This is a genomic window from Oscillibacter sp., from assembly GCF_032018205.1.
Taxonomy (GTDB): Bacteria; Bacillota; Clostridia; order Oscillospirales; family Oscillospiraceae; genus Oscillibacter.
Genome location: NZ_DALZOY010000002.1, coordinates 100,533 through 113,338, shown reverse-complemented (window position 1 = coordinate 113,338; position 12,806 = coordinate 100,533). Strand labels below are relative to the sequence as shown.

12 protein-coding genes are annotated in these 12,806 nt (G+C 58.4%); all 12 read left to right on the top strand.

The annotated features are described in order from the left end of the window. Positions 1–8 precede the first annotated feature (8 nt). The 12 genes from RTU96_RS02005 to RTU96_RS01950 all read left to right on the top strand — a co-directional run bounded on the left by RTU96_RS02005 (position 9) and on the right by RTU96_RS01950 (position 12,801). On the top strand, positions 9–1,175 hold the full coding sequence (locus tag RTU96_RS02005) for a sodium ion-translocating decarboxylase subunit beta (protein WP_312634665.1): 1,167 nt from the start codon (positions 9–11) through the stop codon (positions 1,173–1,175). Between the two features lie 243 nt (positions 1,176–1,418). Continuing rightward, positions 1,419–2,219 (top strand): MoxR family ATPase, encoded by an 801-nt coding sequence (locus tag RTU96_RS02000; RefSeq protein WP_312634664.1) that lies wholly within the window; start codon positions 1,419–1,421, stop codon positions 2,217–2,219. A gap of 4 nt (positions 2,220–2,223) precedes the next feature. Further along, entirely contained in the window at positions 2,224–3,426 is a 1,203-nt protein-coding gene (locus RTU96_RS01995) for a VWA domain-containing protein (protein WP_312634663.1), read from the top strand. A gap of 323 nt (positions 3,427–3,749) precedes the next feature. Beyond that, entirely contained in the window at positions 3,750–4,664 is a 915-nt protein-coding gene (locus RTU96_RS01990) for a transporter substrate-binding domain-containing protein (RefSeq protein WP_312634662.1), read from the top strand. 103 nt (positions 4,665–4,767) lie between these two features. Next, positions 4,768–5,553 carry an amino acid ABC transporter permease gene (locus tag RTU96_RS01985; protein ID WP_397356268.1) on the top strand — a complete coding sequence of 262 codons (786 nt, stop codon included), beginning with the start codon at positions 4,768–4,770 and terminating at the stop codon, positions 5,551–5,553. Position 5,554: 1 nt separating this feature from the next. Next, positions 5,555–6,313, top strand: a complete 759-nt coding sequence (locus RTU96_RS01980; protein WP_397356322.1) for an amino acid ABC transporter ATP-binding protein — start codon at positions 5,555–5,557, stop codon at positions 6,311–6,313. 91 nt (positions 6,314–6,404) lie between these two features. Beyond that, entirely contained in the window at positions 6,405–7,898 is a 1,494-nt protein-coding gene (locus RTU96_RS01975) for an amidohydrolase (protein WP_312634657.1), read from the top strand. 296 nt (positions 7,899–8,194) lie between these two features. Further along, a complete protein-coding gene (locus RTU96_RS01970; protein ID WP_312634655.1) occupies positions 8,195–8,470 on the top strand; it encodes a hypothetical protein in 276 nt (91 codons plus the stop codon). A gap of 151 nt (positions 8,471–8,621) precedes the next feature. Further along, the gene (locus tag RTU96_RS01965; protein WP_312634654.1) at positions 8,622–9,818 is read left to right on the top strand and encodes an ABC transporter substrate-binding protein; all 1,197 of its coding nucleotides are present in this window, start codon (positions 8,622–8,624) and stop codon (positions 9,816–9,818) included. A gap of 188 nt (positions 9,819–10,006) precedes the next feature. Continuing rightward, on the top strand, positions 10,007–10,897 hold the full coding sequence (locus tag RTU96_RS01960; protein WP_312634653.1) for a branched-chain amino acid ABC transporter permease: 891 nt from the start codon (positions 10,007–10,009) through the stop codon (positions 10,895–10,897). A gap of 10 nt (positions 10,898–10,907) precedes the next feature. Beyond that, positions 10,908–11,966, top strand: coding sequence for a branched-chain amino acid ABC transporter permease (locus RTU96_RS01955; protein ID WP_312634652.1), 1,059 nt, complete (start codon positions 10,908–10,910; stop codon positions 11,964–11,966). 37 nt (positions 11,967–12,003) lie between these two features. Beyond that, positions 12,004–12,801: an ABC transporter ATP-binding protein gene (locus RTU96_RS01950; RefSeq protein ID WP_312634833.1), complete on the top strand. Its 798-nt coding sequence runs from the start codon at positions 12,004–12,006 to the stop codon at positions 12,799–12,801. Positions 12,802–12,806 lie beyond the last annotated feature (5 nt).

The window sequence follows — 12,806 nt, the reverse complement described above, 5'->3', positions numbered from 1 at the left end:
TTTAACCGATGGATTTAGTCACTGGAGTTATCACCGGCCTTGCCGGAACCTCCGGCTTTGCGATGATGGACTGGCGGCAGATGCTGATGATTGTCATTTCCTGCGTGCTGCTGTATCTTGGCATCGTGAAGGGGTTCGAGCCGCTGCTGCTGGTGGGCATTGCCTTTGGTATGCTGCTGACGAACCTGCCCGGCGCGGAGATGTATCATCCGGAATTCTGGGGTGTGGACGTGGATTATGGAACCGTCCTTCATGACGGAGGTCTGCTTGACCTTTTGTATATCGGCGTGAAGACCGGAATCTACCCCTCTTTGATTTTCATGGGCGTGGGCGCCATGACGGACTTTGGCCCCATGATTGCCCGCCCCTCCTCTTTGTTCATGGGCGCGGCTGCCCAAGGCGGCATTTTCGTGGCGCTGATTCTGGCCACCATTCTGGGCTTTGCGCCCAACGTGGCCGCTTCCATCGCCATCATCGGCGGCGCGGACGGCCCCACCGCCATCTGGCTGACCAAGATTCTGGCTCCGGAATATCTGGGGGCCATCGCCATCGCGGCGTATTCCTACATGGCTCTGATTCCCCTGATTCAGCCGCCCATTATGAAGCTGCTGACCACGGAGAAGGAGCGTAAGGTCAAGATGGACACCATGCGGCCTGTCTCCAAGGCGGAGAAGGTGGTTTTCCCCATCATGGTCACCATTGTCACATGCCTGGTGCTGCCTTCTGTGGCGCCCTTGATCGGCTGCCTGATGCTGGGCAACCTGTTTAAGGAGTGCGGTGTGACCGAGCGCCTGAGTGATACCGCCCAGAACAACCTTATGAACATTGTTACCATCTTCCTCAGCACCTCCGTGGGCGCCACTGCGGTATACAGCCGCTTCCTTACCGCGGATACGCTGAAGATCATCTTCTTGGGCCTGATGGCGTTCTGCTTCGCCACTGCATGCGGCGTGCTGTTCGGCAAGGTGATGTATGTTGTCTCCGGCGGCAAAATCAATCCCCTCATCGGCTCTGCCGGTGTGTCCGCTGTTCCCATGGCGGCCCGCGTGTCTCAGGTGGTGGGCCAGAAATACAATCCCTCCAACTTCCTGCTGATGCACGCCATGGGCCCCAACGTGGCCGGCGTGATTGGCTCCGCGGTGGCGGCCGGCTGCCTGCTGAAGCTCTTCGGCTAAGCGGCATCAGGGCAAAGTCCGCTGCGCTGCGTTTCCGCCTGTGGCGAAAACCGCGCTTTGCTTCCTTGCTCCTCCTTGTTCCGCCGCAAATGCTTTGCTTATTTTGCGGCAGAAGGAGACGGGGAGGGACGAAAAGTCCGCTGCGCCGGAGAACGGCGAGCGGTGAAAAGTCAAGAAGAGGGGCTGCCGCAATCTTGCGGCAGCCCCTTGCCGAACTTTAATGAAATTTTACCTGGAGGAACTATGAAAGAACTGAACAGCACAAAGGACTATATTGCCTCGCCGGAGCTGCTGCGGGTGGCGGAAATCGCCCGGGCACTTCAAAAGCCTCTGCTGATCAAGGGAGAACCGGGTACCGGAAAAACCATGCTGGCGCAAGCGGTGGCGGAGTCTCTTGGGATGGAGCTGATGGTGTGGAACATCAAGTCCACCACCAAGGCGCAGGACGGACTGTACGTTTACGACACCGTGGCCCGCCTGTACGACAGCCAGTTTGGCGAATCCGGAGTGAACGACATCCGGAAATATATCAAGCTGGGAAAGATGGGCGAAGCCTTCCGCGCCGGGGAGCAGGTGGTCCTGCTGATTGATGAAATCGACAAGGCCGATCTGGAATTTCCCAACGACCTTTTGTGGGAACTGGACCGAATGGAGTTTTATATCCCGGAGACGAAGGAAATCGTCCGGGCGAAGCACCGCCCCATCGTTATCATCACCTCTAACGCGGAAAAGGAGCTGCCGGACGCCTTTTTGCGCCGCTGCATCTTCCACTATATCGCCTTCCCCGACGCGCCCATGATGGAGCAGATTGTCCGCGCTCACTATCCCGAATTGGACAGCCAGCTTCTGGAGCAGGCGTTGGAGCGGTTTTACGCCCTCCGGAGCCGCAGTCTGCAAAAAAAGCCTTCCACCAGTGAGCTTTTGGATTGGGTGCAGGCCCTGAGCATCGGCGGCGTGGACCCGGAGCTGCTTCGTAAAACGCTGCCCTTTGCGGGCGTTCTGCTGAAAAAGACAGAGGATTTGGACGCCGTTGGGCGGCGGTGAGCGGATGTTTACGGGATTTTTTTACGCCCTGCGCCGACATGGGCTGGACGTATCCTTAAACGAGTGGCTCACGCTGATGGAGGCTTTGCGCTTGGGGCTGCACGGTTCCCAACTGACGGATTTTTACCGGCTGGCCCGCTGCATTTTAGCCAGAAGCGAAGCGGATTTTGACCGGTTTGATCTGGCCTTTGCGGAGTATTTCCACGATGTGGAGTCCGTCCGGGAGCTGCCGGAGGAATTTTTAAGTTGGCTGGCAGAGGCGGCTGCGCAGCGAGAAATTGACAAGGATGCGGTAGACGCCCAATTTGGCGGCGGGTTGAACCTTGAAGAACTGAAAAAAATGCTGGAAGAGCGCCTTGCCGAACAGACGGAGCGCCACGACGGCGGCAGCAAATGGGTGGGCACCGGTGGAATTTCTCCCTTCGGCCACGGGGGTTATAACTCCGCGGGAATACGGATCGGCGGACCGGGACGGCACAGAAGCGCCGTGCAGGTGGCGGCGGAGCGGGACTATCGTGATTTCCGACAGGACGCGGCGTTGGAGCTGCGGCAGTTTCAAATGGCGTTTCGCAGGCTTCGGAATCTGACGGTAAAGGGAGACGGACCCAAGGACCAGCTAATGCTGGACGAGACGGTGCAAGCCACCTGCGACAGCGGCGGCTTTTTAAAGCTGCAATTTGACCGGCCCCGGAAAAACGACGTACGGCTGCTGCTTTTGTTTGACTCCGGCGGCTCTATGTGGTCTTATTCCCGTCTGTGTTCAAGACTTTTCCACGCGGTCCACGAGGCCAGCCACTTCAAGGAGCTGAAAACCTATTATTTCCACAACTGCGTGTACGACGATCTATTTACTACCCCGGAGTGTTATTACAGGGAGAGCGAGGGTACGAGCGGCGTGCTTTCAAAGCTGAATTCCTCGTGGAAAATCCTGTTTGTTGGGGATGGGGCCATGGCCCCGGAGGAGCTTTTGAGACAGGGAGGAAGTCTGGACTATTACCGCATAAATCAGGACCCCGGCATCGTATGGCTGCGGCGCTTTGCGGAAAAGTCTGGCCATACGGTATGGCTGAATCCCGTCCCGCAGGAGCGGTGGGACTATACCAGAGGAAACCACACCATCCGCAGAATCCGTCAGGAGATTCCCATGTTCCCCTTGAGCATTGATGGGCTGGACGCCGCCCTGCACCACCTGATGGCCCCCCGCTAAGCAATTCGGAAGATGGCCGTAAATGGAGCTTTTGAGCGGTAAAAAATCCCTATGCAGAAGAATATGCATAAATTCAAAAAGCATACACGGGAAGCCGTCGAAACGCACAATGGGACGGGCGGATTATAGAGAAAATGCTGTACACCTTAGAGGAATCGCTGGAATTAAACAAATATTTATACATTTTTTCTGGAAAAGTATTGACATTATGCATTCGGCGTGATAAGGTATAGCAAGCCTCGGGGAGGAAACTCTTTTCCCCGGAACGAGTGAATAACGCCCGCTGTGCGGGCAAGCAGATTTTGGAAAAGGATGCGAATATGATGAAAAAGTTTTTTGCGCTTGCGTTGAGCCTTGCAATGGCTCTGTCCCTTGCAGCCTGCGGCAATTCCGGCGGGTCCGCCGGTTCCTCCGCGCCTTCCGGGTCCGTCGGCAGCGGCTCCGGCTCCGCCGAGGCGGAAATCCAGACGGTGACTCCCGGTAAGCTGACCGTGGCTACCTCTCCCGATTTCGCCCCCTATGAGTTCTACGCCATCGATGAAAACGGAAATGCCCAGCTTGCGGGCTTTGATCTGGCGCTTGCCGGATACATTGCGGACTATCTGGATCTGGAGCTGGAGCCCGTCCCCATGGACTTTGACGGCGTGCTGGCCGAGCTGAATGCCGGAAACGTGGATCTGGGCATCTCAGGCCTCAGCCCCGACCCCGACCGGATGAAAGCCATGGACTTCTCCGACACCTACTATGCGGGTGGTCAGTCTCTGGTTATCACGCAGGCCAACAAGGACAAGTGGGCCTCTGTGGCGGAGCTGAACGATCCCTCTTTGTCCATCGGCGCACAGTTGGGCTCCATTCAGTATAAGCTGGCGGATGAGAACACCCCCGACGCCGATATTGTGCAGCTTCCCAAGGTGACGGACGTGATTTCCGAGCTGCTGGGCGGCAAGCTGGACGCCGGTTTCATCGAGACCGTGGTGGCCGAGAGCTATGCCAAGAACTATCCCGACCTGTATGTGGCTTTTGATGTGCCCTATGACGTGAAGGGCTCCTCCGTGGGCGTGCAGAAGGGCAACGCGGCCCTGCTTGCCGGTGTAAACGAGGCCATTGCCGCCGCTCTGGCGGACGGCTCTATGGACCAGTTTGTGATCACTGCCAACGAGCAGGCCCTCGGCAACATTCACCAGGGTCTGCTGGAAGACGGCGCTTCTTCTGCCGCCGCTTCTTCTCAGGCGGGCTGAGATTTATTCGTAATAGCCGTGATTCCTCCCCCCATTCCGGCGGGGAGGAATTGCGCCGTTCACAGGATTGGCAACCCCATCATTATCCGAAAGGAGCCCCATGATGAATGTCTCCAAAGCGGGCTTTGAGGCCGTATTTCAGTATTCCGGCATGTTCAAGGAAGGAATGCTGTGCACCATTTATCTCTCTTTTTTCACGGTGATACTGGGCTTTGTGCTGGCTTTGGTGCTGGCAGTCATGCGCATGTCCGATATCAGACCCCTGCGGTTTCTGGCGCTGGACCAGAAGGGCCGTCTGCGGGAGCAGGGGTTTTTATTTGCTCTCAGCCGGTTTAACCCCGTCAGCTTTATCGCCACGGTCTATGTGGAGATTTTCCGGGCAACGCCCTTACTGGTGCAGTTGTTCATCGTGTATCAGGTGCTGTTCCACAAGGACGTGATTAACCTGCCCGCGGTGACGATTCTGGGCTTTGTAAAGCTGAATCGTTTTCTTCCCGGCGTGGTGGCGCTGGCGCTGAACTCCGGCGCGTATGTGTCCGAAATCATCCGGGCGGGCATTCAGTCCATTGAGGGGGGACAGACCGAGGCCGCCCGCTCTCTGGGCCTGACGCAGGGGCAGAACATGCGGTACATCGTGCTTCCTCAGGCAATCAAGAACATACTTCCCGCCATCGGCAACGAGTTTGTCACCATTATCAAGGAATCCGCCGTCACCTTTACCATCGGCGTGGCGGACCTGATGGCGGCGGTGAAAGCGGCGCAGGCAGGTTCCTTCCGCATTTTGGAGCCGCTGCTGGTGGTGGCCGCGCTCTATTTCTGTCTGACCTTTCCCACCAGCAAGATCATTGCGCACTTCGAGAGGAGGATGAGCCGTGGCGACAAGCGGTAGGCTGATTCGGGTCACAGGCCTGAAAAAATACTATAACAAGGGCGCAATTAAAGCCCTTGACGACGTGACGGTAGACATCAACCGGGGCGACGTAATGGTGGTCATCGGCCCCTCCGGCTCCGGAAAATCCACGTTTCTGCGCAGCCTGAACCTGTTGGAAGCGCCTACGGGCGGCTCCATTGTCTTCGACGGGGTGGACATCACGAAGTCCCGCATGAAAATGCCGGAGGGGAAGACCGTGCGGTTAAATATTGATGAGCACCGCCAGAAAATGGGCATGGTGTTTCAGCATTTTAATCTGTTTCCCCATAAGACCATTTTGGAGAACATGACGCTGGCCCCCATCAAGGTGCGGGGCATGAAGAAGGCCGAGGCCGAGGAAAAGGCCCTGACCCTGTTGGAGCGCGTCGGATTGAAGGACCGCGCGGGGGCGTATCCCATTCAGCTCTCCGGCGGGCAGAAGCAGCGGGTGGCGATTGTGCGCGCCCTTGCCATGGAGCCGGAGGTGATGCTGTTTGACGAGCCTACCTCCGCGCTGGACCCGGAGATGGTGGGCGAGGTGCTGGACGTGATGAAGGGCCTTGCTCAGGAGGGGATGACCATGGTGGTGGTCACTCACGAGATGGGCTTCGCCCGGGAGGTGGGGAACCGTGTGCTGTTCATGGCGGACGGCAAGCTTTTGGAGCAGGGCAGTCCCGAGGATATTTTCAGCTATCCCCAGCATCCTCGCCTTCAGGACTTTTTGAGCAAAGTGCTTTAAAGAAACGCCCCCCGCCGGGCCGCCGCGCGGCGACCCGGCGGGGGGTTCGCCATCATGGACCGCTTTTTGCGGAACGGATTTGGGCGGCAAAATGAAAAAATGGGGCGGCGCTGCGGCCCTATGGAAAAGGAGCGATGAAATGATCGGCAATGAAAAGCAAAAGGCGGTTGCCGCCATTGATGAAAAGGCGGAACTGATTACCCGGACCGCGGATGCCATCTGGGAATTTGCGGAGCTGTCTCTGCAGGAGGAGCGGTCCGCCGCGCTGTACTGTGAGGCGCTGGAAAGCGAGGGCTTTGCCGTGGAAAAGGGAATTTGCAATATTCCCACGGCCTTTTCCGCGTCCTTTGGCGAGGGACGTCCCATCATTGGGATTCTTGCGGAATACGACGCGCTGTCCGGCCTGTCCCAAAAGGGCGGAAGCCTTGATCGGGAAGAACTGGTTCCGGGCGGCTGCGGTCACGGCTGTGGACACAATCTGCTGGGCGCGGGGGCCATGGCCGCCGCCATCGGCGTGAAGGCATATCTGGAGGAGACGAAGCATCCCGGCACCGTGGTGCTGTATGGCTGTCCGGGCGAAGAGGGCGGCGCGGCAAAGGCGTTTATGGCCCGGGACGAGCTTTGGCGCGGGCTGGATGCGGCGCTGACTTGGCATCCCGAGGACCGGAACGAGGTGGCCACCGGGTCCTCCAACTCCTGCATTCAGGTGCAGTATCGCTTTACCGGCGTGGCGTCCCACGCGGCGGGAAGCCCGGAGCAGGGCCGCAGCGCGCTGGACGCGGTGGAGCTGATGAATATTGGCGTCCAGTTTTTGCGGGAGCACATGAGCGACAAGGCCCGCGTCCACTATGCCATCACCGACGCGGGAGGGCGCAGCCCCAACGTGGTCCAGCCCCGGGCAACGGTGCTGTACATGGTCCGCTCCAACCATGTTTCCGAGGCGGTTGCACTGCAAGCGCGGGTGGACCGCATTGCCGAAGGCGCGGCGCTGATGACCGACACCACCTTTGAGCGCACGTTTATTGATGGGCTTGCCGACACCGTGACCAACCACACACTGGAAAAGCTGCTGTATGAGAATTTTTCCGCGCTGGGTGTGCCCACCCACACGGAGGAGGAGCGGACCTTTGCCGACGCATTGGCCAAAACCTATGGCGGCGCGGATTACCTTCCCGGCATCGGATGCGATTGCAATGCGGAATATGCAGAGGGCGTGAAAACTCTTCGTAATAAAAATGGGGGCGCAATGAACGAATTTCTTCTTCCTTTGTATCAGGGAGAGGCATTCAAGCCCGGCTCCACCGACGTGGGGGACGTGAGCTGGCAGTGTCCCACGGCGCAGATTCACGTGGCCGCGTGGCCCAATGGCTGCCCGGGCCATAGCTGGCAAAATGTCTCCTGCGACAGAACCGCCATCGGCCACAAGGCCGCCGTCCACGCGGGGAAGGTGCTGTGTGCCGCCGCCATCGACCTTCTGAACGGTCCGGAAATTCTGGAGGAGGCCAAAGCGGAATTTCTCCGCCGCACGGAGGAGGGGTATACCTGCCCGATTCCCGCCGGAGCCGTGCCCACTGTGCCGGATTAAGCACACTGTTTTTTGGAAAAGCCCGGCCGAAGCCGGGCTTTTCCAATGGAGAAAACGGCGAAAAAGAGTGGCTTCGGCTCAGCAGACAACGCCTGTGAGGTATGACAAATTTGCGGTCAAAAGAGCTGCTTTTGTTATAAACGTCCTATATGCTTTGGTTTTTAACGCTTGATTTATGAAAACTGCTGTCGTTTTGCCGGTTGACATTCACGGGTTGCGCCGCTACAATAAGACCAACCCATTTGAGCCCCCATAGCGGGGAGGTCGAAAAACTTTTAGAAAGGAGCCTGACGGTTATGATGTTTACCAATCGCTTTCATACGAATATGACCGCGTCTGCCAATTGTGCAGAGGCTTCTTTCCCCTGCACTGATTCTGCTTCCAATATGAACATTGTTGCCCTTCTGGACGCCGTTATTGCGGCGTCCATTATTATTATTGCTATTATTGTCGTCAGCCTGATTAGCACCATTCTGGTAGTAGGCCTGCTGCTGGCGATTCTGGTATTGGTACTGGTAGGGCTGCTGATTATGGAGAAAGTGAATAGGCGCAGGAGACGTGTCACCGCATAATTTTCGTTACGAAAAGCGGCTGTGCTCTTGGAGCGCAGCCGCTTTTTTGTATAAACTGAGCGTTCGAGGCGGGAAGCGGACCGGACGGCCGTCGGTCCCCGTCCCCGCCACGGAACTACCGCGAATAACAATTTTAAAGGAGATTGTAACGATGAAAAAGAAGAAAGTTTTGAGCTTTGTCCTCGCGGCTGCCATGATGGCCGCCCTCGCCGGCTGCGGCAGCAACGGCGGAACCTCCACGCCCGCCGCGTCCGGCGGCAGTGCCTCCGGCTCCGGTGCCGGAGCAGCGTCCGCCGCCATCAAGATCGGCGGCATCGGACCTCTTACCGGCGGAGCCGCTACTTACGGAATCGCCACCCGCAACGGCGCGCAGATCGCGCTGGATGAAATCAACGCGCTGGGCGGCATGCAGTTTGAGATGAACTTCCAGGACGACGAAGCCGACCCCGAGAAGGGTGTCAACGCCTATCACACACTTCAGGACTGGGGCATGCAGCTTCTCTACGGCTGCACCACCACCGGCTCCTGTGTCAACGTGGCGGCTGAAACCTATGCCGACCGTTACTTCCAGCTCACGCCTTCCGCATCCTCCACAGACGTGACCAAGGGCAAGGACAACGTGTTCCAGATCTGCTTCACCGACCCCGGTCAGGGCGTCACCGCCGCCGACTATGTGGCGGAAAAGGCTCTTGCCAAGAAGGTTGCCGTCCTCTATAACAACGGCAACGCCTATTCCACCGGCATTGCCACCGCCTTTGCCGCCGAGGCCGAGGCCAAGGGGCTGGAGGTTGTCTCCACCACGACCTTCCCTGACGACACCAACACCGATTTCTCCGTCCAGCTTGCCGACGCGAAGAACAACGGCGCTGAAATGGTCTTCATGCCCATCTACTATACTCCCGCCTCTCTGGTGCTGAATCAGGCCAAGAGCATGGGCTATTCCCCCATCTTCTTCGGCGGCGACGGCATGGACGGCATTCTCGCCATGGAGGGCTTTGACACCTCTATCGCCGAGGGCCTGATGCTGATGACTCCCTTTAACGCTTCCGACGCAGCCTCCGCCGATTTCGTCGCCAAGTATGAGGCGGCCTACGGCGAGACGCCCAACCAGTTCGCCGCCGACGGCTATGACTGCATCTACGCCATCTATGCCGCCTGCCAGAAGGCCGGCGTGACCGCCGAGATGAGCCACGAAGATGTGTGCGAGGCCATGGTCGCCGCGTTCACTGCCTCCGATTTCAGCGTGGACGGCCTGACCGGCACCGGCATGACCTGGGGCGCCAACGGCGAAGTGTCCAAGGCCCCCATGGTGGTGAAGGTTGAGAGCGGCGCTTACGTGACCATGTAATTTTCGGCTTCACGGATGCGAGAACTGGAAGGCCCCTTCTGGGGGCCTCCCGGTTTCCACCGTTCCGGCCGGGAGGATACGGCCCGCTGCGGCGGGCCGGGACCTCCTGACCAGAACGCTTCAAGGCAGTCCCGCGCCAATTCCGGCGCGGCGGCGCTTTAAATTTTGGAAGGCAGGTATCTCTTGCTATGACGATTCTCTCCAATCTGATTGGCGGCATTGGCCTGGGCAGTATTTACGCCATTATTGCTCTGGGCTACACCATGGTTTATGGCATTGCAAAAATGCTGAACTTCGCCCATGGCGACGTGATTATGGTGGGCGGCTATTTGTGCTTTATCACAGCGTCTTCTCTGGGCTGGCACCCAGTGCCCGCCGTGCTGCTGGCAATTACTGGATGCACGCTGCTGGGAATTACGGTGGAGCGGCTGGCGTATAAGCCGCTGCGCTCCGCCCCTTCTCTTGCGGTGCTGATCACCGCCATCGGTGTGAGCTATTTTCTTCAGAACGCGGCCCTGCTGCTGTGGGGCTCCGACACGAAGATTTTCCCCAACTTCTTTACCTTTGGCGGGGAGCGGGGCGTGTCGTTGTTCGACGGGCAGTTGAACATTGCCTATGTGTCCATGATTACGGTGGCGGCGTGCCTCGTGATTATGCTGGCGCTGACCGCGTTTACCGGACGCACCAAAATGGGCAAGGCCATGCGGGCCGTGTCTGAGGACAAGGGTGCGGCGCAGCTTATGGGCATCGATGTGAATTTCACCATTTCCATGACCTTCGCCATCGGCTCGGGACTTGCCGCCGTGGCGGGGGGATTGGTGTGTTCCACCTACCCCACCCTGATTCCCACCACCGGCTCCATGCCCGGAATCAAGGCGTTTACCGCCGCCGTGTTCGGCGGGATCGGTTCCATTCCCGGGGCGCTGCTTGGCGGACTGCTGCTGGGGATCATCGAAATTTTTGCCCGGGCTTATATTTCTACCGAGCTGTCCGACGCCATCGTATTCGGCGTGCTGATTGTTGTGCTGCTGGTACGGCCCACCGGGCTTTTGGGCAAGCAGCTCCGCGAGAAGGTTTGAGGTGAAAGGGATGACTACAAAACTGAAACAAATGGCCCCTTCCACCCGCTCCAGCTTCATCACTTACGCCATGGTGATCTTGGTGTATGCCCTGATGCAGGGGATGCTTTCCGGCGGGGCGCTGACCTCTTCCATGAGGGGAATGCTGGTGCCCGTGTGCGCGTATATCGTCATGGCGGTGTCTTTGAATCTGACGGTGGGCGTGATGGGCGAGCTGAGCCTCGGTCACGCGGGCTTTATGAGCGTGGGCGCGTTCACCTCCGTCATCGCGGCGGCGGCGCTGGAGAGCGGGATTCCCGCAGGTCCAGTACGTCTGGCCGTGGCAATGGCCGTGGGCGGCGCGGCGGCGGGGCTGGTGAGCCTGATTGTTGTGGTGCCGGTGCTGCGGCTGCGGGGCGACTATCTGGCCATCGTGACGCTGGCCTTCGGTGAAATTATTAAAAATATCATGAACTGCGTGTATGTGGGGCTGGACGCAGAGGGGCTTCACTTCGGCATGAGCGCCGCCGCCGTGAATCTGGCGGCGGATGGGGAAATGCTGCTGCAAGGTCCTATGGGCGCGGTGGGCATTTCCAAGCTGTCTTCCCTCACCGCGGGCTTTCTGCTCATCATGGTGACCCTTGCCGTGGTGCTGAACTTTGTCCACAGCCGGGCGGGTCGGGCGGTGATGGCTCTGCGGGACAACCGCATTGCCGCCGAGTCCGTGGGAATTTCCCCAGCTCGGTACAAGATGATGGCCTTTGTCACCTCCGCCGTGCTGGCGGGGTTGGCAGGAGGGCTATACGCCATGAATTTCTCCTCGATTCTCGCAAAAAAGTTTGATTTTAACACCTCGATTTTGGTGCTGGTGTTCGTGGTGCTGGGTGGCATGGGCAATATCCGTGGCTCCATCATCGCCGCCGCCGCATTGACAATTCTGCCGGAGCTGCTGCGCCAGTTTGCGGACTATCGGATGCTGGCCTACGCGGTGGTGCTGATTTTGGTGATGCTGTTTACCAACAATCCTGCGCTCAAGGCATTTTTTGCCCGCTTTAAAGTTGGGCGCTCTGCCGGAAAGGAGGCCGCCTGATATGTTTTCAAAGCTGATTCCCGTTCCCTCCGGGGCAATGGTCCCGGACCGGGACGCAGGCAAAAGCCCCATTCTCGAGTGCATCAATCTGGGCGTCACCTTCGGCGGACTGAAGGCGGTTGAAAATTTCAACCTGACCATCGGGCGCACGGAAATTGCGGGCCTTATCGGTCCCAACGGCGCGGGGAAAACCACCGTCTTTAACCTGTTGACCAAGGTTTATCAGCCCACCAAGGGTACGATTCTGCTGGACGGCAAAGACACTCACGGGATGAACACCATTCAGGTGAACCGGGCAGGCATCGCCCGTACCTTCCAGAATATCCGCCTGTTCTCCAACCTCACGGTGGAGGAAAATGTGAAGGTGGGCATGGACAACGCCATGAGCTACAACATGTGGAGCGGTATTTTCCGCCTTCCCGGCTTCTGGAAGGAAGAGAAAGTGGCCCACGACAGGGCCATGGAGCTTTTAAGCATTTTTGACATGCAGGACATGGCCCGCGCCAAGGCTGGGTCCCTGCCCTACGGGGCCCAGCGTCGGCTGGAGATTGTCCGGGCGCTGGCCACCAATCCCGGCCTGCTGTTGCTGGACGAGCCTGCGGCGGGCATGAATCCCTCGGAGACGGCGGAGCTGATGGAGAATATCCGGAAAATCCGGGATACTTTCCAGATTGCCATTCTTTTGATCGAGCACGATATGAGCCTCGTGATGAACATTTGCGAGGGCATCTGCGTGCTGAACTTCGGGCACGTCATTGCTAAGGGCAGCCCCGAGGATATTCAGTCCAACCCCGCCGTGATCGAGGCGTATCTCGGCAAACAGAAGGAGGCGTGAGGGCA

Coding starts and splice junctions, on each gene's coding strand:
- RTU96_RS02005 (WP_312634665.1), top strand. CDS start 9: ATGGATTTAGTCACTGGAGTTATCACCGGCCTTGCCGGAACCTCCGGC.
- RTU96_RS02000 (WP_312634664.1), top strand. CDS start 1,419: ATGAAAGAACTGAACAGCACAAAGGACTATATTGCCTCGCCGGAGCTG.
- RTU96_RS01995 (WP_312634663.1), top strand. CDS start 2,224: ATGTTTACGGGATTTTTTTACGCCCTGCGCCGACATGGGCTGGACGTA.
- RTU96_RS01990 (WP_312634662.1), top strand. CDS start 3,750: ATGAAAAAGTTTTTTGCGCTTGCGTTGAGCCTTGCAATGGCTCTGTCC.
- RTU96_RS01985 (WP_397356268.1), top strand. CDS start 4,768: ATGAATGTCTCCAAAGCGGGCTTTGAGGCCGTATTTCAGTATTCCGGC.
- RTU96_RS01975 (WP_312634657.1), top strand. CDS start 6,405: ATGAAAAAATGGGGCGGCGCTGCGGCCCTATGGAAAAGGAGCGATGAA.
- RTU96_RS01970 (WP_312634655.1), top strand. CDS start 8,195: ATGATGTTTACCAATCGCTTTCATACGAATATGACCGCGTCTGCCAAT.
- RTU96_RS01965 (WP_312634654.1), top strand. CDS start 8,622: ATGAAAAAGAAGAAAGTTTTGAGCTTTGTCCTCGCGGCTGCCATGATG.
- RTU96_RS01960 (WP_312634653.1), top strand. CDS start 10,007: ATGACGATTCTCTCCAATCTGATTGGCGGCATTGGCCTGGGCAGTATT.
- RTU96_RS01955 (WP_312634652.1), top strand. CDS start 10,908: ATGACTACAAAACTGAAACAAATGGCCCCTTCCACCCGCTCCAGCTTC.
- RTU96_RS01950 (WP_312634833.1), top strand. CDS start 12,004: ATGGTCCCGGACCGGGACGCAGGCAAAAGCCCCATTCTCGAGTGCATC.